Raw genomic sequence first — 19,838 nt, 5'->3', positions numbered from 1 at the left:
ATTATTCTCCCTCTACCTTCACACTTTGGATATAGACATTGACCGCACTGGCTGTGATGCCTAATTGACTCTCCAAGTTGAATTTCACGCGTTCTTGAATATTCTTTGATACTTCGCTAATCTTAACGCCATAGCTCATGACAGTGTACACATCGACAGCAATACCTTCTTCGGTCGATTTAACCACAACTCCCTTGGCATAATTTTCCTTGCGAAGAAGAGCTTGAAAATTATCCTTGAGTGCACTCTTGCTGGCCATCCCAACAACACCAAAAATCTCCGTTGTTGCCCCACCAACTACTGTGGCAATGACATCGTCAGCAAGCTCAATTTGACCATCTTTTGTGTTAATTTTTACAGTCATTTTTACTACCTCGATCTTTTAATCACTCTATTTTAGCACATTTGATAAAGAATGTAAAAAAATATAAAGTCTAGGCCTAAACAGCATAAAAAAACGACCTTCATCAGGCCGATTTTTGATTAAACGCGTTCAACTTTACCAGATTTAAGAGCACGAGCTGAAGCCCAAACTTTTTTAGGTTTACCGTCAATAAGAACTGTAACTTTTTGAAGGTTTGGTTTAACTGTACGTTTTGTTTGGTTCATTGCGTGTGAACGGTTGTTACCAGAAACAGTTTTACGTCCTGTGAAGTAACATACTTTAGCCATTTCGTTTTTCCTCCTAGGTAGAATATGTTCGGATGTGCTAGCACCACATACCCAACTATTCTACCATCACTTTCAAAGAAAAGCAAGCTATTTCTTTGAAAGTTTCCACAATTCCTGACTGCTAGCAGTCAGGCGGTTCGTAATCCACTGGGAACTTGCCGCTCTCTGGCTTGATTTTCACCAGATTTGTTTGCAGGAAGACTAGTAGCTCTAACTCTCTGGCACATTTTCTTTTCCAAAATCGTAATTTTAGCCGTAGACTTGTCCTACTTTTTTGAAAAAATAACAAGCAGTTAGTATGAAATCACATCTCAAGATATTGTATTGTTAAGTTTAGCTTTGCTCAAGACAAAAGAAATCTTGCTGCTATCAAGGTTTCTCCAAACTTTGATGCTTTTGGTAAAGGGCAAAGCTGCACAGGCAGAAAATGAGACAGAATAGCATGAAGGCTGTTGCCATCACGAAATTCGTCAAAAGACTACCCACAAAAAGAACACCTATTGACACGATAGCGCAGAGTGGCGATAAGAATCCTGTCAGTCTATTGGTGATTTCCCCCTTACGGTAAAGGCCAAGTACCGTCAGATATAGAAGGATGAAGGACACATTGTTAAAGACAATAGCTACCTCACTAATATCACTTCCTGGAAGCAGATGGTATTTAGTAACAAAGTAATGAATAAGAAGCCAAAAAATCGTGATACCTGCTATTGAATAACTAGCAGCCATAGACAACTGGTATCGGGGATGAACCTTAGCAAATTCTGAACTTCTTATCCAGCCACGCGCCGCAAAAGCTTGAGGAAGGCGCATGTTTGATAAGGTTAATCCATTTGAAACACCCAAAACAGCGATAATGATAATAACTAGAAGTAGCTTACTAATAGTTTGACCATAAATCATTTCTGTGGCATGAAGCACCGCATCATTACCCGTAGTCATGATAAAGGAGGGTCCTAGAATACGACTCAGACCATAAAAGAATAGCAAGTAGAGGCTGAGAATAACAAGCGGACCAACGATAAAGGCTTTAGCCAGATTTTTCTTAGGATTTTTCAATTCTGGAGCGATGCTAGCTACGACTGTCCAACCATCGTAAGCAAAGTAAAGTGGCATCAAACCTGATAACCAACCCAAACCAACTGGCCGAGGTTCAATAGCTGTCAATCCTTGTGGAATATCGGGCACCGCTTTTCCCCAATAAAGTCCAACAAGAGCGATGGCAAGAAGGGGAATAATCTTCAAAAGGGTAGATAGGGACTGGAAATACCCAGCTAGAATGCGGGAGTAAATATTCATAAGAGCTAGGAGACTTATATAGAGGCCTGCTAGTAAAATCTGACTCTCTAGACTGGAATCACTACCTAGAGTGAAGCTAGCCGCCACCCAGGCGACAACGGCATTCAGGGCTGGCAGGTAAACATAAGCTGTGAATAATCCCAAGGAAGTCGCTAGACCAGGATGCAAATAAGTGGCGTAGTATGAAAATATCCCGCCATCGCCATCATTTCTCATAGCTAACTCTGATAAACTCAAGGCTCCAAAAACGATGGAGAAAGAACCCAAGATGATTATTACCATTCCAAGACCAACATTTCCCCCTGCGTAGGTCAAAATATCATCTACCTTAAAATAAATCCCTGAACCAATAACAACACCAACAATTAAGGCTATTGCTGTTGATAGCCCGTAAGCTTTTCTCTCTTGATTTTTCATCCGATAACCGTTCTCCTCAATTCTGGGCTTTAAAATGAATAGGAGCTTGCCTTTGATGGCAAACTCATTTTACTCTCCGATTCTGTGAGGTTCAACTCTTATCAAGCTAAATTCCTCATGTTACTGTGATTTTTTCTGTTAACCTTACTCATTATAGCCTAAAGAAGCAGGACTGACAAGGTCAAATAGAATCTTTGATATCACTTGTTCTACGTCCATTGGTTTTCAGCGTGGGAATGGCTTTATAGCGTTTATAGTAGCCATGTCAGAGTGTCCCTTTTTGGAAAAGTCGACGACATTGTTGACGGCCTGTTTTGACCTTCCCAGTGATTACAAAATAACCTATTACTTATACACTTTCCTGGTAATATGCTTCTATCATGACGAGATCATTCGCGGCTCATAAGCATAGGTCATGTTTAGTTCAGACGAATTAGGAGTTTAGCTAGCCTAACAAAGTGATTTTTTCTATCTAGCTTAATTTACAAATTGTTATGTTGCTATCTATGAATTAAGCTAAATAGAACTTTTGTTCTCGAATCATTTTTGGGATACAAAGTCAAAAAAGTAGCAAAAAAAGCCCTATATCAAGGGCTTTTTATCTTGTATTTCAATGCCGATTGCAGGGATCGAACCTGTGACCTACGCGTTACGAGTGCGTTGCTCTACCAACTGAGCTAAATCGGCTAATTTATTTACACCATTATTTTACTCTTTAGATTGGTTTTGTCAATGTTTTTTGATATGTTAACAGTTGATAAAGTGTAGTAATGTCTCTCACTTTTATGATAAGGTAGACAAAAAAACCAGTCCGTAGACTGGTTTAACATACAAGTTATGTTATTATGCTTTGTTTGCGCTACCGAACACATCGATACGTTCTTCAACAGCGCCTTGGACTGCTTTGATACCTGGAGCCAAGAATTTACGTGGGTCGAAGAGTTTTTTCTTGTCGTATTCTGCTTCGTTTGCATCGTAAGCACGTGCAAATTCACGAGTTGCGTTTGAGAATGCGATTTGGCTTTCAGTGTTTACATTGATTTTAGCAACACCAAGTTTGATTGCAGCAACGATTTGCTCATCAGGAATACCTGAACCACCGTGAAGGACGATTGGGAAACCTGGGATAGCGGCAGCCAATTTTTCAAGGTGATCAAGTGCAAGACCTTCCCAATTTTCTGGGTATGGGCCGTGGATGTTACCGATACCAGCCGCAAGGAAGTCAATTCCAGTTTCAACCATTGCTACTGCATCTTCGATTGGAGCAAGTTCACCTTTACCGATGATTCCGTCTTCTTCACCACCGATTGTACCAACTTCAGCCTCAACTGAGATGCCTTTAGCGTGAGCTTTTTCAACAACATCTTTAGCCAAACGAAGGTTTTCTTCAACTGGGAGGTGAGAACCGTCAAACATTACTGAAGTGTAACCAACTTCGATACATTCAAGAACGTCTTCGTAGTGACCGTGGTCAAGGTGGATAGCAACTGGAACTGTGATGTTCATTGACTCAACAAGGTTAGCGATAAGTGATTGACACACTTTGTAACCACCCATGTACTTAGCCGCACCCATAGAAGTTTGGATAAGAACTGGAGCTTGTTTTGCTTCTGCTGCACGCAAGATAGCTTGAGTCCACTCAAGGTTGTTAGTGTTAAATCCGCCGACAGCATAGCCGTTTTCACGAGCTGCTTGGACAAATTTTTCTGCTGAAACTAATGGCATTTTAGGAGCCTCCTCTTATATTTTGGGTCAAACCCATTACTCGTTTATTTTATCACAAATGATTCAATAATGCTAGTATCAGATAAATCTTGTTCAAAATAATCTGATTTTTCTTGATTTGAGAAAAGACAGAGCTTCTTTCATCACTGCCTTAGTTTTTGTCATCTGATTTTTTATCTCTTAGAAATTTACAGCATCTGGGTCTGGTGCCGTGGGCAACCCTGGCAAGCCTTTGATAAACCCTGCATCTTCTAGACTGAGCTCAATATCTGCAAAATCCATATTTTCTAGAATGCGGGCGTGGTGAACCGATTTTGGAAGGGGTAAGAAGCCTTCATACCATGACCAGGCAAGGGCTACTTGCGCAATGCTCTTGCCATATTTTTCAGCCAAGGTCTTCATGTCCGCCTTGCCAAAGGAACTGACAGGGCTGATAGACAGGCTGTTGACTCGCATTGTCGGTGCTCCATAAACTCCTTCTCATTTTATATATTACTATGCTAACACCTTAGACTAGGTCTAAATCAAGCAAAAAAACTGCCCATCGGACAGTTTTTCCAATTTCGTTTAGGTTGCTTAAGCTTCAAAGCCTTTTTCACCATTAATATAGGTGGCAAGGAGATTTAAGTCTTTGTCAAGAACAATAAAGTCCGCTGGGTAGCCTGCTGTTAATTGACCACATACGTCGTCAATATTGACCGATTTTGCTGGAACATAGCTAGCCATTCTAATAGCTTCTGCTGGGCTTGCAAGTCCCCATTTGACCACATTTTTAAGACCGTCTTTGAGTTTCAGGATAGAGCCTGCTAGGCTGCCACTTGACTTGAGCCTAGCTGTGCCATTTTCCACAACAACTGGAAACTCACCCAACATGTAATCACCATCAGGACAGCCTCCGGCCCGCATGCAGTCTGTAATTAGAGCAACATGGTCGTAGCCTTTTTGCTTTATGAGAATATCTCCTGCCTCAGGTACAGAATGGTGACCGTCACAAATCCACTCGGCATAGGTGTCAGGAATGTGATAAGCAGAGCCCACCATACCCAATTCACGATGGGTTAAACCTCGCATGCCATTATAAACATGAACCCAGACGGAAGCCCCGGCATCAACTGCTGCCTTAGCTTGGGCGTAAGTAGCATTTGAGTGTCCCAGTGCCACGGTCACACCTCGTTCCTTCATGGCTGAGACAAAGGTAGCAACGCCATCACGTTCTGGGGCTAAGGCAATCTTTTTAATCAATCCGTTGGCGGCCTTTTGCCAGGCATCAAATTCTTCTAAACTTGGGTCTCCCATGTAAGCTGGATTTTGTGCGCCCTTATATTCTTCAGTAAAATATGGCCCTTCAAAATAGATTCCTTGAATTTTAGCCCCTTTTTCGGTACCTGCCACGCTCGCAACAGAAGCAGCCGCTTTTTCCAACTGCTCAAAAGATGAGGTTAGTGTCGTAGGCAAGAATGAGGTCACTCCAGTCGAAAGCAGGGCTTGACTCATCTGTAAAACACCCTGAGGATCTGCATCCATGATGTCGGCGCCACCGTAGCCATGAATATGGGTGTCCACCAATCCAGGCGCAATTTGGTAACCCCTATAGTCTAGAAGTTCAACTCCATCTGGAAGCTCGCTCCGCCATTCTCCAAAATGCCCGTCACGAATCTCTAAATAACCGCCTGATTTTGTTTCATCAAGAAAATAAAAGGTATCTGCTGTAATATATTTACATGTCATAACAAGTCCTCCGTCTTTATATTAACATTATAAACTTTTATTAGAAATTGTAAACATAAAAGCAAATAAAAAGGGAGAGAGGCAAAAATCACTGCCCCAAAGCACCTACCTGAAATAACGTCAAAAGGCTAGGATTTCTATCCCAGCCTTTAACTACTAGTCATTTAACGTTTATACTGATTGAGGACTCGAGTCAGCTTGGTTTGTAAGGTTGCTAACTCTTCTATACGTGGCAGGTAAACGATGCGAAAATGATCTGGCTCTTTCCAGTTAAATCCTTTACCTGGCACCAACATGACTTTTTCCTGCTTCAAGAGCTGCAAGCAGAATTCTTCGTCATCATCGATACGGTACATATTACGGTCAATTTTAGGGAAAATGTAAAGCCCCGCCTCTGGCTTAACAGCTGACAGTCCCGGAATATCATTAACCGCCTTGGTGATAAAATCGCGTTGCTCATAAAGGCGTCCACCAGGGATTAAGAGTTCATCAACTGATTGATAGCCACCAAGAGAGGTTTGTACCACATGCTGGGCCAATACATTTGAACAAAGGCGCATGTTTGACAACATGTTGAGACCCTCGATGTAGCCTTTAACATGTTGTTTTGGTCCTGACAAGACCATCCAGCCTACACGGAAGCCACAGATGCGGTGAGATTTTGACAAGCCATTCATAGATACACAGAAGACGTCTGGAGCTAAGCTTGCTATGGCAGTGTGTTTTTTCTCATCCATGACCATACGATCGTAAATTTCGTCGGCAAAAATAATCAAGTCATTTTGGCGGGCAACCTCAACGATTTCTTCCAAGATTTCACGTGGATAGAGGGCTCCAGTTGGGTTGTTAGGGTTGATAATGACAATCGCTTTGGTGTTTGAGGTGATTTTAGACTTGATGTCGTCAATATCTGGATACCAGTTTGCTGATTCGTCGCACAGGTAATGCACCGCATTTCCCCCAGCAAGGCTGACACAGGCCGTCCAAAGTGGGTAGTCGGGCATTGGCACCAGAACCTCGTCCCCGTTATCCAAAAGCGCCTGCAGGGAGATGGAAATCATCTCAGAAACGCCATTCCCAATGTAAATATCGTCAATGTCAACACCTTGGATGCCCTTGGTTTGGCAATACTGCATGATAGCCTTACGGGCAGAGAAAATGCCTTTACTGTTAGAATAGCCTTCGCTGTTTCTGGCATTGATAATCAGGTCACGGATAACTTCATCTGGCGCTGTGAAGCCAAATTCTGCTGGGTTTCCCGTGTTGAGGCGAAGAATTTTTTCGCCATTAGCAATCATACGCTCCGCTTCGTCCAAAATAGGACCACGTATATCATAGGCAACATGTTCAAGTTTTGATGATTTGTTGAATTGTTTCATTTTCAGATACCAGAGCTTTTTGCTCCCCTTTCTGTCACGTCCACTATTATAGCGCAAATGGTTTTAAAAGAAAAGAAAGAGACGGTTACTTCTCTTTCTGGCTTTGTTTCATTTTTGCTTTTTGAATTTGTCTGTCTAATTCTCGCTTGATGGCAGGCTCAGGAGCAAAGTGTTTTTCCCAGTCATCTGGCTTTAGGATTTTATGAGTAATAGGGTCAAAATGCGCCTTTCCATCAGGAAAAATTTTCCCCATATTAGATTCATGCACGGTGTCAAAGATGGGTTTGGGGTCAACCCCCATAAGCACAAATGAGCCATAGGTTAAGTAAAGCATATCCGTTAAAGCGTCAACTTGAGCGACCAAGAGGTTTTCCACAGCTTCATTTTTGTTCTCAATTTTGAAAACTGCTTTATCCAATGCTTGGTGAAGATTTTCCACAGCTTTTTTAAAGGTTTTGGGATTGCCAGCACTCGCTGCGTAAAGAAATTCTACAATTTCTTCTACCTTGAAATCTGCGCGGTGCCCCGCTTCCTCCAAATCATAGATTCGAGGCATCTCACAAGTTTGACCATCCATACATTGGTGGAAATCCTTGACGCGGTTGAAATTGTCGTCCCGACTGCCAAAAATCTTTTCTTGTTCGACATGAATCAGTCCAAAGTGGGCCAGAGCCTGCGCGATACCATCCTTATTGTTGGTCTCTGTGATGTAATGGGCAATCTTTTTGAGTTCTTCTTTGGCATTACCCATAGCTACCGCTACACCGACGCCTGATAGCATCTCCATGTCATTATCCGAATCGCCAAAGGCCATGACTTCAGACAGTTCAAAGCCAAAGACTTCACCAACTCGGGCAATTCCTTTAAGTTTAGACTGATCTTTTGAAATCATATCTGCTGAGTAAGGGCTACTCCGCGTAACCGTTGCGGTCGGAAATTCATCTTTTAAAACTTGAGTTTTGGTCGTAATCAGTACAATTTGATAAACCGGTTGGCGCATCATCGTCATCAAATACTGACTGTTCTGCGGTTTAAAGCGACGCACCAAATGTTTAAAACTCCGCTCAACGGATTTAGTCCATTTTTTGGGAACCAAAGCACTAATAAGCTGACCGACTGGACTTGTCCCCATATTGATAATATTTGAACCCAAAAGCCCATCCGCTGAACCCAGAGAAATTTCCATTCGCTTGGCTGAAGCAAACTTAATAGCCTTATAAATAAGCGACTTAGGCAGTTGGTTTTGATAGAGAATCTTATCACGGGTGATGATGTACTGACCATTATAGGTCACCGCAAAATCCAATCCTAAATTCTCCATGAAAGGAGCGACAAAACCTGGCCCACGACCAGTAGCAAGTCCGACTAAAATCCCCTGCTTTTTCATCTCAGTAATAGCCTTTTGTGTAGACCGCTGAACCTTTTTCATATCATTCACCAGCGTGCCATCAATATCGAAAAATACAGCTTTGATTGCCATAGAAGCTCCTTTCTAAGTTATAGCGCTTATCTGAGCGAGGCTTTCCTGACCATTAAAAGTCCCAAAAAGAATTGCGCCAAAATATGTTACAATAATTATATCATATTTTCAGAAAGGCATTTTCATTCATGTCTAAAAAAATCCTAGTTCTCCATACAGGGGGCACTATTTCCATGACTGCAGACGAATCAGGGAGTGTCTCTCCAAATGAGGTCAATCCAATGACTACGGTTGGTCTTGATTTTCCTGACATTAAAATTGACAGTCTTGATTTTTTTAATCTTCCAAGTCCACATATCAAGCCCGGCCACATGCTGGCTCTTTATCACAAAATCCGTGATACTGCTGGGCTTTACGACGGCATTGTCATCACGCACGGGACAGACACACTTGAAGAGACCGCTTATTTTTTGGATACAATGGCTGTGCCTCAAATCCCAATCGTATTGACCGGCGCCATGAGGTCATCAAATGAATTAGGGAGTGACGGCATCTACAACTATCTTTCCGCCCTTCGTGTTGCCAGTCACAACAAAGCAGCTGACAAAGGCGTTTTGGTTGTCATGAATGATGAAATTCACGCTGCCAAATATGTGACAAAGACCCACACTACCAACGTTTCCACCTTTCAGACGCCCATTCATGGACCTCTAGGTGTCATCATGAAGCAAGATATTCTCTTTTTTAAGACGGCCGACCCTCGGGTACGTTTTGACCTGGAAGAGATTTCTGGCACGATTCCTATTATTAAGGCCTACGCTGGCATGGGAGACGGGTCAATTATTAGCCTGCTTAGCCCTGACAATGTCGATGGGGTTGTCATCGAAGCGTTAGGAGCTGGAAATGTTCCACCTAGCGCTGCTTTGGAACTCAAAAGGCTTATTGAAAAAGGTGTCCCTGTCGTTTTGGTATCTCGTTGCTTCAACGGTATTGCTGAGCCCGTCTACGCCTACGAGGGAGGTGGCATTACCTTGCATGAAATGGGAGTCATGTTCATCAAAGAACTCAATGCTCCCAAAGCCAGACTCAAACTCCTCATCGCTTTGAATGCAGGACTTGTTGGCCAAGATTTGGTCGATTATATTGAGGGATAAGATGAAAAGCGTCTCAGATTGAGGCGCTTTTTGTTTCTATGGTAAAACATTCCCTGCACTGATATAAATATCATACCACTCTGGGCGAGTCAGAGTCACTTTCTCAGCCTGAGCAATCTTACGGATACGATCAGGGTTCATGGAACCGATAATGGCCTGCATTTTTGCTGGGTGACGAAGAATCCAAGCGATGACAATAGCCTCATCGGACACGCCGTATTGCAGGGCGTATTTACTGATGGTGGCATTGAGGGTGGCATAGCCGGGATTGCCAGAAAAAAGTCCCTTCCCGAGGTCTATTTGGAAAGGCGACCAGGCTTGGATGGTTACCTTATTTAGGCGACAATAATCAACAATACCAGAGTCACGATTGGTGGCGGCCTCATTTTTCATATTGACATTGACCCCAAAATCAAACATTGGCGTGTGGGCAGGCGACAGTTGAAGCTGATTAACCGCCAAGGGCTCCGCCAGATAACTCTGCAAAAGCTCCATTTGGTAACGGTTTTGATTGCTAACACCAAAATGTTTGACCTTTCCTGCCTTTTTGAGTTGGGTAAAAGCTTCCGCAACTTCTTCAGGTTCAATCAGAATATCAGGACGATGCAAGACCAGAAAATCTAGATAATCGGTCCCCAGACGAGATAAAATACCGTCCACAGAAGTCAAAATGTGCTCTTTTGAAAAATCAAAGTAGCCTCGCTGAATTCCACACTTGGACTGTAAAATCAGCTTTTCACGCGCCAGACCAAGATTTTTCACTGCATCACGAAAACGCTCCTCAGACTGCCCTCCCCCATAAATATCAGCGTGGTCGATAAAGTTTATCCCTTCCTCCAAACTGGTCGCGATAACTTTTTCAGCCTCTTTGATGTCCAGACCAGCCATTCGCATGCAACCAAGGGCTATGCGTGACCCCTCAATATCTGTTTGACCGATTGTTTGTAACATGTGATATCTCCTTTTCCTTGGAGAAGCAACTAGTTCTCCGTTCATAATGTCATGAAACCCATTATACCATTTCTAGAAAACGTTTTCTTGCTTTAACAACAAAAAGAGCGATTTCTCGCTCTAAGGCCATCTACATTTACCGCTTCCTTAGGTGAGGTGGTGGCGGATACCATCGGTGTTTTGATCGCATGTCATGGCTAAGTTCTGCCCCTAAGTCTCACAACTTCCAAACTGCATAGGCTGCTTTATGCAGTTGTCAACACCGTAGAGTGGTGACAAAGCTCGCTTCGCTCTGGAAGGATTTTCCGCTCTTTTCTTTTGTTTTGTTTTAATCTTGGTCGGGTCTGAATTCCAGTATATCGCCTGGTTGGCAGCCCAGTTCACGACAGATGGCGTCTAGGGTTGAAAAACGGATGGCTTTTGCCTTACCTGTTTTTAGGATGGAAAGATTGGCATTGGTAATTCCGATTTTTTCAGCCAATTCACCCGAGCGCATCTTTTTTTTGGCTAATTCCACATCTAGGTTGACAATAATCATAATCTGCCCTCCCTAAATGGTAAATTCATTTTCATCGGCAATAGCGACAGCTTTTTCCAAAATAATGGAAAGGGTCCAAACAAGGACGGCCGCTAGCAAGTAGTTAAGACTGAAGAAACTGTAGGTAAAAGAGCGCACTGCTTCCCCATCTGCAAACTTGTTGCTTAGCACCAAACCAGAAGTGTCTGATCCCTCACGAATCAAGGACCCCAGAAGCAGGAAAAGAGTTGACAGACGAGCTAAGCGCACATTTTTAAAGATAAAAATTTCTTCGTTTAGAATATTTTTCATAAAGGCTCGCATGCAAATCAAGAGCCCCAGAGCAGCCACTGCATTGATTAGCCGAATACCGGAGCTGATGTAGGCTGTTTTATCCAAAGTAAAGGTCAGACTAAAGCCAGTTTCGCTCTCTGTCATCAGCTGTGTCAGCCATTCAGCACCGCCAAAATAGGAGATGATAAGATGAAAGATACCCCCTATCACACCCAGTGCTAAACTGAAAATCAAAAGATTAACCAGATAAATGACCCAGCGCAGATAGCCAAATTCACGTTTTGTCAATGGCTTTTTCCTAGCTTTCAGAAAACACCATGCTAAAAAGAGGAAAATGATCAAGATTAGCAATAATGAAAGATAAAAATTCACTTGCATGATTTACTCCTTTGCTTTCGTCAGTTTTTGTCTGTGATACTCTTATTATACGCACTTTATTGACTGAGGGCAACTTTTTATTTTTCGACGATAATATCACCACCATAATTATTAACGACTATCTTGGTTTTATCTGTGTCAAAGCTATTTTCAAAGGCAAATCCCATCTCAACAAAGATCCCTACTAAAAATCCTGAATAGCCCGCTTTTTATCTCTTCTTTTCTAATTCAAAGTGATGGAAATATCCCCTTTTTGCGTTTCAATTTTTGCCTGACGATTCTGGTTGATTCCGTCCTCGGGTTTGGATATCTTCCCTCCTTTTACTTGGAAAATGCCGTCAAAACTAGCTGGTAAGCTGATGTCCGCTCCGCCATTGCTACTAAAGTAAGAAAAATCTTCAAAGCTGACGCCCTTAGCCAGATTAATCTCAATAGTCACGGTTGGTTTCTCCCCCATGACTATCACGCTGAACCCACCCTTAACAAAGGAAATTAACAAATCTCCCTCATCATCAATGCCAAATTGTTCCTCCATGGCATCAATATTGTTTTTCGACACTTGGCCACTAATGTGAACCGTCGTTTCAGCCTGTTCGCTTTCTCTAACAATCACTTTGGCAGGCTGTTCCAAACTAGAAAGCCTTAAAACCTTTATGGCTTGTGCAGGCACGGTTAAGATCTTATCATAGACCACATCAGCCTTATCGTTCTGAACTCCAAGCCAGACAAGACCAGCAAGACCCAATACTACAAGTGTTAAAAAGCCAAACAAAATCTTCTTTTTCATCTCAATCTCCTTATTTAAATTCACGTTTCTCAAAGAGCAAATACCCGACAAAAGCATAAATCAGGGTGAAAAGCAGGGCAACCAAACTCGTATTAGTTAAAAAGTCACCAGAAATATCAACCTGACTCAACTGATTAAACATCATATAAGGAGCTAGAGCATCCGTCTTAAAGAGCATTCCCATCATCAGACTAGCCAGTTGGTCGAAGAGCAAGACAAGAATGATGTAAACCATGTAAGACTGGTAGATACGGTCAAAGAATGCAAAGATAAAAGCACAGAGACTAGCAATGACTGTGTAAAGGGGCAACTGATAAAGAACATAAGTCAGCATAGTCTGATAGGAGGACACACCTGTCAAAAGTTGGTGAACAAGCCCTGTCATTCCCAGAGCAACAAGGATATAGAACCAAGATGTAACTACCGTCATTCCCCACTTGTAGGCAAAAATCTTAAATCGATTTTGACTTTTGATGAGGAGATTATTGATGGTGCGGTTGGTCATGTCCTCTCCTAAGAAAATCTTGGCTGGCGTGACGAAAAAGAGTGGAAGCAAGGTCGGCCAAGCCATAACAAGACTTGTTGCCACTTGACTCGAACGATTTCCACGGTAAATGTAGGCAAAAAGCGTTCCAAAAACCATCAGTAAAAGAATTGAGATTAGCGAGAGACGCTCCTTACGAATACGATAAAAATCAGCTTTTAAGTAATGTAACATGATACCCTTCTTTCTAGTCTAACAAACTCAAGTAGTAGTCTTCAAAATGACCGCCCGCATGGTAAATGTCTGTGATGTCAATCTTTTTCTCTAAGAGGTAGAGGATGATTTCCTGTACAGATGTATCTGGTGATAGGAGAAGCTTGTCCCCTTGGAAAAGCGGTGCTAAGCCCAAGTCACTTAGAACTTGATACGCCTGCTTATTATCCACAGTCGAAAGATAAATCCTCTCCTCCACCTGAGCCCGGAGAGCAGACTTGTCAATGTCCTTAATAATACGCCCCTTGTGCATGATGACAAAACGGTCAACAACCAACTCCAGCTCAGACAAGATATGGCTAGAAATCAGAATCGTCATGCCATATGTGTCACGCAAATTATGGATAATCTCCCGCATTTCTTTAATTCCGGACGGATCTAGACCGTTGATTGGCTCATCCAAAATGAGAAAATCCGGAAAATCCAGAATAGCTAGGGCAATCGCCATGCGCTGACGCATGCCCAACGAAAAATCCTTGACCTTTTTCTTCTTGTCAACGTCAGAAAGCCCAACTAGCTTCAGGACTTGAGCGATACGCTTTTCTTTATTCTTGATGCCAATTTGCAGAGCAGCATAGGTCAGATTGTCCTGGGCTGACATGTTTGGATAGAGGACTGGCGATTCAATGATAGCACCGATCTTGTCATCTGGATTTCGGATAATCTCACCCTGATCTTTAGCAATTAGCCCGATCAAAACCCTAATCAAGGTTGTTTTTCCCGCACCATTTTGACCGACCAGTCCCAGAATTTCTCCTTTTTTGATGGAGAAGCTGACCTCATCAAGTGCTTTTTGTTTGCCATAGCGTTTGCTGATATTGTTAATGGTTAGTAAATTTTGCATGATAAGCTCCTTTGGTCCTCTTTTAAAGGCTTAGACCTTTTTTTAACATGTAACGGTTAGCATAGTCGCAGGCAAAACCTGCAATGATCAAGTAAACACCGTGTTTAACGCTAATGAGATAAGTTCCTTCTGGTGCCTGAATTGTCGCTAAGTAGCTTGAAAAAAGTTCTGTAACTAGGACAAAGAGACCTGCTTTTTTCAGGGTATTAGCAAATGCTTGCGTCATTAGATCTGACACTTGGAAATTTTTGACAAACGTTTTGACCTTGCTAAGACCCAGTATCCAGAGAAAATTGTGAATAAGAAGAACTGACAGACTAACTAGACCAATCTGACCTGTCACCAGAATGTCCGCATTTTGTAGCTCTGCTATGTACCAAGTTGGAACAAAAGTCACGATAAGAGCTAGAAGAACTTGCAGACCAAGGATAAAGATAGCAACTGAGAGGAGGATGTTTGTGAGTGATTTGATAGTTTTCATTGTATTTTTCCTTTATTATTTTTTTTTGAAAAAGCTGAGCTCTTAACTTTTTCTATTTTTCGACGACGAATCGTTGTTTTGAAATCATTTTTTATCGTCTTTCGATATTATTATGATATAACAGAAAAACTCCTTTGTCAACATATTTTTATCATTTTTCGATAAATTTTTTATTTTTCTAAACAAAAACCACCAAACCTTTGCTTTGAAAAGGTCTAGTGGACTTCGCTTAAATGATGAACGGCTAGTCAATCACAGTAAACATCGCTTGATTTATCAAATCAAATTCAATCTCTGCCCTGCTTTCTCCCATAAAATCACCTTTTTCATTTTTGACAAAAAAAAGGAAGTGCCAGCTAGTCGCTTTTACTTCCTCTTAGTCTTCTTATTCAATCGCTTTACTTTGACAAACGATCATTTCTTACTCTACTATTATCTGACTTCTATGCTCCTAGACTAGAGTTGAGTGATTTGCTTGCTTCCCTCGATATAAAAAGCACTGGTTAGGCTCTCTTGACCATTGTTGACAAAAATTTCGATGGAATTTTTATCTAAAACAACCAATAACTTATGAGCATCTATTTCCACTGCACGACGACGCATATCCCAAGATTCCTCACCAATTGGCTGATATCTCAGTCCTCTGCGGTCAATGTAAACGACGCCCTCCTCCTTATCAACACCAAAGGTGATGTAGTCCTCATCAGTCCCGAAACGGAAATGGCAACTGTCTGTAACAGACACCTCCAGATAACCCGATACCACATTGGAATCCAAAGTTAGGTGCTCCAAAGCCTCCAAACTTTCTGGCAAGAGCTTTTGTACAAGTGTGCCGTCAACATATTGCAATTGGCGGGGCAGACTCATGCTTCCAGCCCAACCGTGGTTTAAATCATGGGGTGGCAAATTGCGCCCCCAAGAATGAATCCAAGCAATGATAATTCTACGTCCCACTTCATCCTGTAAGCTCTGCGGGGCATAAAAATCATGTCCATGATCAAGTTCACGAATTTCTTCTGCCTGGAATGTTTTACTCTCCCAGTCAACCTGCCCCACAATCATAACACTAGAATTGAGATTACGGTAGTTGTATTTAGTACGCTCAAATCGCATGGGTGATACAATAATCATATCCTTGCCATCTAGCATAAAATAGTCTGGGCATTCCCACATAACGCCTTGACCCGGAAGACCTTTTAAGAAAATGGATTCAAACTCCCACTTACGCAAGTCCTCTGACCCTAAAAGAACAACGGTGCCTACATCTTCCTTGTGTTTAGCAGCCACCACCGCATAATAACGACCATCTTTTTCAAATAATTTAGGATCACGGAAATCCGAAGCAATCAGCTCATCTGGTAAACAAGCCCCAGTCGCAACTGGATTTTCCGCAATTTTGGTAAAGGCCACACCGTCCTTGGAATAGGCCATGTTTTGAACCTGCTGCACGGATCCATCTTCAGCTACGACATTACCCGTGTACATAATCCATAGAGTATCGTCTTTGACAAGGGCAGAGCCTGAGAAACAGCCATCTTTATCATAAGGCATATCAGGTGCCAAGGCGACTGGCAGATGTTCCCAAATCACTAAATCCTTCGATTTAGCATGTCCCCAGTGCATAGGCCCCCAAAAACTACCATATGGGTAAAATTGATAAAAGAGATGATATTCGCCTTGGAAAAAAACAAAACCATTAGGATCATTAATCCATCCAATCTCAGCAGAAAAATGTTTTTCCGGTTTAAAGGTCTGGTTGACCTGATCCTTATGCTCAGCAATGTATCTGTTCGCACGATCAACTGTATATGTTGTCATAGTTTATTTTACCCCCGTTCCAGTACTTCCAAGACCCTGAACTAGATATTTTTGGAAGAAAACATAAATCACAATCAGAGGAATTGTTGAAATGGTCAACATTGCCATAATCTGATTAGTATATGTAGGCTGAGTATTATTAATATTAGTAATGGCTACTTGGAGTGGAAAATCACTGGTATTTGTCAAAACCATCAATGGCCAAATATAGTCATTCCAGCTACCAATAAAGGACAGTGTCCCAACAGTAGCAATCGCTGGCTTAGACAAAGGAAGCATAATATTCCAAAAAATTCTAAAATGCGAAGCTCCTTCAATTCTTGCTGCTTCTAAGATTTCATCTGACACCGCTTTGAAAAACTGCCTAAACATGTAAATAAATAGTGGTGCAGAAAGGGCGGGTAAGATAACGGCCAATCGCGTATTCAAGATACCCAGCTTTTGCACGATGGAAAATTTGGTAATCATAATAGTCTCAGCCGGAATAACTAAAAGAGCCAGCATTAGAGCAAACAGCAATTTTTTTCCTTTAAACTCAAATTTTGCAAAAGCATAGCCTGCTAAAGAATTAACCAGAATTGATCCAGAAGTTACGCAAGTTGCATAGAAAATACTATTTCCGATATATTGAAAAAGGTTAAAACGACTTGAAATTTCTTGATAAGGTTTAAACCAGTCACTAGGGTTAAAAGATGGTAAAAATGATTTCCAAGTACCTAGCTCCTCAAAGACAGCCTGCTCACTTTTCATTGATGATGCCACCATCCATACCAAAGGAAAAATGAATAGAAGTGCTAAAAGCAAGGTTAAGATAAAATACAATACTTTATGTGCTTTTTTATTCATGATAGCCCTCATCTCCTGTTAATTTTCGTTGAATTAGTGTAAAGATAATGATGATTGCCCCAAAGATAACGGTAATGGAACTTGCATAGCCAACCATCCGATCAGTGAAACCTGTTCGATAAATGTAGTAAACAGGTGTCAGGGTTGAATTAAGTGGACCACCTTGGGTCATAACCATAGGTTGGATAACCAGTTTAAAGGCATCGATTAAAGTTGTTGTTAAAATCAAAATAGAAGTTGGTTTCAACATAGGCAAGGTGATACTGATGAATTGTCGCCACTTTCCAGCACCATCAATACTTGCTGCTTCATACAGAGAAGATGGAATATTTTGCAAACCTGCCAAGAAAATCAACATCTGGTATCCCGCCCCTTGCCAAGCGGATACTGCGATAATCACAAACATGGCTTGTTTAGGGCTTGTCAAAAATGGTTGTGACTCAATTCCAATGGCATTCAGAACAGAGTTGATAAGTCCACTGGATGGGTTTAGCAAAACAAGCCACAAAACTGACACAACAACCAGCGACATAACAACAGGGGCGAAAAAGGCAACTTTGAAAAAAATGGTTGATTTCCGTTTGTTATTTACCAGCAAGGCAAGCCCCAGAGCCAAGCCGAGCTGAATAGGAATGATAAAAATCACAAATTGGCCAATATTTTTCAAACTTTGCATAAACAGGGGATCTGAGAATAATTTTTTAAAATTATCCAATCCAATAAATGTCGTCGCATCAGGTGTCAGTAAGTAATAGTTGGTAAAGGCATAATAAATAGATAACAGAGTTGGTAAAAATAGGAATAACCCCAAGATAATCATCGCAGGTGACAAAAAGAGATAACCCATTACTGATTCTTTTGTCTTTGCTTTCATAAAATTGCTCCTTATTTAAAACAATATGGACTGTCTATACTCAGATATTCTGCGCTAGACAGCCCATTATTGACAGACGTGCTCTTATGGCAAAAGCGGGTCGATTTCTTTAGCTTTTTGCTCAAGCAAAGCTTTCACATCTGCATTTTGGTCGACATAGGTTACTTCTGTCACTGTATTTTGTACAATTCGGCTTACTTGTGGGTAATTTACCAAAACTGGACGCGCATGACCTGTCTTAGCATTTTGTTCCAATAGAACTTTCATCTGTTCAGATACTTCTGAAGCCAAACGATCAGATGTTGATTTTCTAGATGGCAAGACTGAGTTACCGACACTCATATCATACACTTCCTGCTCTGAACCAAGGAAATCAATCAATGCTCCAGCAGCCTCTTTCTTAGTAGTTGTTGCACTCATTCCGTATGCCCAGCTACCAGTTGGAGAAACCAATTTTTTCGTTGTTGGAGACATTGGTAATGGTAGGACTCCGTATTCGATATCAGTATATTGTGAATCCATTTCTTGCATTGTCCAAGAACCTGTCATTTTCAACGGATACACACCTGTTTGGAAACCATTTTTCTCTGGAGTAATAGTAGAATAGCCGTTTTTAATCAGTCCTTGTATAAAGGTAAATGCTTCAACGGACCCAGCATTATCGAAAGTTCCTGATGCCGTTTTACCATCTTCACTAACAACACCTCCACCTGATGACCATACAAATGGTGTGAAAGCATACATTAACCATTCTGAATGGTCATCAAAACCGACATCAATGGCTGGTTTGTTGTATTTTTTCGTTAGTGTTTCAAAAAGCTTATTGTATTGCTCGTAGGTCCACGGATTATCAACTGTTGGTAGGGTTGTTAAATCAACTCCTGCTTCTTCCAACATTTTTTTATTATAGAAGATACCTACCCCTGATTCTGAATATCCAAGTGAATACAACTTACCGTCATATGTCCCTTCTTCAATAATACTTGGTAGAAGATCATCTTTGTTAGTTACGTAATCGTCAATCGGAGCAATAATTCCTGATTTTGCATATGCAGCTGTGTTTGGTCCGTCCAAAGTCAGTACATCCGGCAGAGTATTGGTTGTTAAGGCTGCATTTACCTTATCCTCATAACCACCACCAGAACCGCTACGAGGAATATACTCAACTTTAGCTGTATAGCCTTTACCATTACTTTCATTGAAATCCTTAATGGATTGTGACATCACTTGTCCTTCTGCAGATTCCTCTGAATATTGCACCCATAAGGTAACGGTATTTTTATCACCAGAATCGGCGGTTTTATTACCTCCACCCTGTCCACAGGCAGTCAAAACTACCGCAGAAAAGAGAGCGACAGCAATTGTTGATTTTTTAAAGATTTTCATCTTTTCCTCCTTTTTGAAACGTTTCATTTTTATTTTTTGAGAAGAAGGTCTTTGCTTCCCAAAAACCTTTGAAACGTTTCATTTTTATTTGAAATAAAAATGCATTGATTT

General features: G+C 41.5%; 21 protein-coding genes and 1 tRNA gene. 2 read left to right on the top strand and 20 right to left on the bottom strand.

Going from position 1 to position 19,838, the window contains the following annotated elements; translation table 11 throughout:
- Window position 1 precedes the first annotated feature (1 nt).
- The 9 genes from G576_RS0101730 to G576_RS0101690 form a co-directional block, all read right to left on the bottom strand.
- Window positions 2-364 (bottom strand): Asp23/Gls24 family envelope stress response protein, encoded by a 363-nt coding sequence (locus G576_RS0101730; RefSeq protein ID WP_027973098.1) that lies wholly within the window; start codon window positions 362-364, stop codon window positions 2-4.
- Window positions 365-483: 119 nt separating this feature from the next.
- Entirely contained in the window at window positions 484-672 is a 189-nt protein-coding gene (gene rpmB, locus G576_RS0101725; protein ID WP_018164578.1) for a 50S ribosomal protein L28, read from the bottom strand.
- Window positions 673-1,041: 369 nt separating this feature from the next.
- A complete protein-coding gene (locus G576_RS0101720; RefSeq protein WP_027973097.1) occupies window positions 1,042-2,388 on the bottom strand; it encodes an APC family permease in 1,347 nt (448 codons plus the stop codon).
- 614 nt (window positions 2,389-3,002) lie between these two features.
- Window positions 3,003-3,075: transfer RNA gene (locus tag G576_RS0101715), tRNA-Thr, on the bottom strand.
- A gap of 156 nt (window positions 3,076-3,231) precedes the next feature.
- On the bottom strand, window positions 3,232-4,113 hold the full coding sequence (locus tag G576_RS0101710) for a class II fructose-bisphosphate aldolase (protein ID WP_027973096.1): 882 nt from the start codon (window positions 4,111-4,113) through the stop codon (window positions 3,232-3,234).
- Window positions 4,114-4,293: 180 nt separating this feature from the next.
- Window positions 4,294-4,569 (bottom strand): aldo/keto reductase, encoded by a 276-nt coding sequence (locus G576_RS0101705; protein WP_027973095.1) that lies wholly within the window; start codon window positions 4,567-4,569, stop codon window positions 4,294-4,296.
- 120 nt (window positions 4,570-4,689) lie between these two features.
- Entirely contained in the window at window positions 4,690-5,841 is a 1,152-nt protein-coding gene (gene nagA / locus G576_RS0101700) for an N-acetylglucosamine-6-phosphate deacetylase (RefSeq protein WP_027973094.1), read from the bottom strand.
- Window positions 5,842-6,005: 164 nt separating this feature from the next.
- Window positions 6,006-7,220, bottom strand: a complete 1,215-nt coding sequence (locus tag G576_RS0101695; RefSeq protein ID WP_027973093.1) for a pyridoxal phosphate-dependent aminotransferase — start codon at window positions 7,218-7,220, stop codon at window positions 6,006-6,008.
- A gap of 85 nt (window positions 7,221-7,305) precedes the next feature.
- Window positions 7,306-8,700: a Cof-type HAD-IIB family hydrolase gene (locus G576_RS0101690; RefSeq protein ID WP_027973092.1), complete on the bottom strand. Its 1,395-nt coding sequence runs from the start codon at window positions 8,698-8,700 to the stop codon at window positions 7,306-7,308.
- Between the two features lie 128 nt (window positions 8,701-8,828).
- On the opposite strand from G576_RS0101690, the gene G576_RS0101685 reads away from it, so the two are divergent.
- Complete coding sequence (locus tag G576_RS0101685; RefSeq protein ID WP_027973091.1) at window positions 8,829-9,794, top strand: asparaginase; 966 nt, start codon at window positions 8,829-8,831, stop codon at window positions 9,792-9,794.
- Between the two features lie 36 nt (window positions 9,795-9,830).
- Here G576_RS0101685 and G576_RS0101680 read toward each other — a convergent pair whose 3' ends face one another.
- The 7 genes from G576_RS0101680 to G576_RS0101645 all read right to left on the bottom strand — a co-directional run bounded on the left by G576_RS0101680 (window position 9,831) and on the right by G576_RS0101645 (window position 14,803).
- Window positions 9,831-10,745, bottom strand: a complete 915-nt coding sequence (locus G576_RS0101680; protein ID WP_027973090.1) for an aldo/keto reductase — start codon at window positions 10,743-10,745, stop codon at window positions 9,831-9,833.
- Window positions 10,746-11,073: 328 nt separating this feature from the next.
- A complete protein-coding gene (locus G576_RS0101675; RefSeq protein ID WP_027973089.1) occupies window positions 11,074-11,283 on the bottom strand; it encodes a helix-turn-helix domain-containing protein in 210 nt (69 codons plus the stop codon).
- Window positions 11,284-11,295: 12 nt separating this feature from the next.
- The gene (locus tag G576_RS0101670; protein ID WP_169361567.1) at window positions 11,296-11,844 is read right to left on the bottom strand and encodes a DUF2975 domain-containing protein; all 549 of its coding nucleotides are present in this window, start codon (window positions 11,842-11,844) and stop codon (window positions 11,296-11,298) included.
- A gap of 313 nt (window positions 11,845-12,157) precedes the next feature.
- Window positions 12,158-12,721: a hypothetical protein gene (locus G576_RS0101660; RefSeq protein WP_027973087.1), complete on the bottom strand. Its 564-nt coding sequence runs from the start codon at window positions 12,719-12,721 to the stop codon at window positions 12,158-12,160.
- A gap of 10 nt (window positions 12,722-12,731) precedes the next feature.
- Complete coding sequence (locus tag G576_RS0101655) at window positions 12,732-13,439, bottom strand: ABC transporter permease (protein ID WP_027973086.1); 708 nt, start codon at window positions 13,437-13,439, stop codon at window positions 12,732-12,734.
- Between the two features lie 13 nt (window positions 13,440-13,452).
- Window positions 13,453-14,322, bottom strand: coding sequence for an ATP-binding cassette domain-containing protein (locus tag G576_RS0101650; protein WP_027973085.1), 870 nt, complete (start codon window positions 14,320-14,322; stop codon window positions 13,453-13,455).
- A gap of 22 nt (window positions 14,323-14,344) precedes the next feature.
- Window positions 14,345-14,803 carry a hypothetical protein gene (locus tag G576_RS0101645; RefSeq protein ID WP_027973084.1) on the bottom strand — a complete coding sequence of 153 codons (459 nt, stop codon included), beginning with the start codon at window positions 14,801-14,803 and terminating at the stop codon, window positions 14,345-14,347.
- Between the two features lie 205 nt (window positions 14,804-15,008).
- Here G576_RS0101645 and G576_RS13700 point away from each other — a divergent pair, with 205 nt between their 5' ends.
- Window positions 15,009-15,263, top strand: coding sequence for a hypothetical protein (locus tag G576_RS13700; protein WP_027973083.1), 255 nt, complete (start codon window positions 15,009-15,011; stop codon window positions 15,261-15,263).
- Here the strand turns inward: G576_RS13700 and G576_RS0101635 are convergent.
- The 4 genes from G576_RS0101635 to G576_RS0101620 form a co-directional block, all read right to left on the bottom strand.
- On the bottom strand, window positions 15,260-16,621 hold the full coding sequence (locus G576_RS0101635) for a glycoside hydrolase family 32 protein (RefSeq protein WP_027973082.1): 1,362 nt from the start codon (window positions 16,619-16,621) through the stop codon (window positions 15,260-15,262). The two genes, G576_RS13700 and G576_RS0101635, sit on opposite strands and share 4 nt — an antisense overlap.
- Window positions 16,622-16,624: 3 nt before the next feature.
- A complete protein-coding gene (locus tag G576_RS0101630) occupies window positions 16,625-17,479 on the bottom strand; it encodes a carbohydrate ABC transporter permease (RefSeq protein ID WP_027973081.1) in 855 nt (284 codons plus the stop codon).
- Window positions 17,460-18,341 (bottom strand): carbohydrate ABC transporter permease, encoded by an 882-nt coding sequence (locus tag G576_RS0101625; protein WP_037618203.1) that lies wholly within the window; start codon window positions 18,339-18,341, stop codon window positions 17,460-17,462. Before G576_RS0101625 ends, G576_RS0101630 begins: the two co-directional genes overlap by 20 nt.
- An 84-nt stretch (window positions 18,342-18,425) precedes the next feature.
- Window positions 18,426-19,727 carry an ABC transporter substrate-binding protein gene (locus G576_RS0101620; protein WP_051177950.1) on the bottom strand — a complete coding sequence of 434 codons (1,302 nt, stop codon included), beginning with the start codon at window positions 19,725-19,727 and terminating at the stop codon, window positions 18,426-18,428.
- Between the last annotated feature and the right edge of the window lie 111 nt (window positions 19,728-19,838).

The organism is Streptococcus porci DSM 23759 (assembly GCF_000423765.1).
Taxonomy (GTDB): domain Bacteria; phylum Bacillota; class Bacilli; order Lactobacillales; family Streptococcaceae; genus Streptococcus; species Streptococcus porci.
This window is presented reverse-complemented; position numbering and strand designations above follow the sequence as displayed.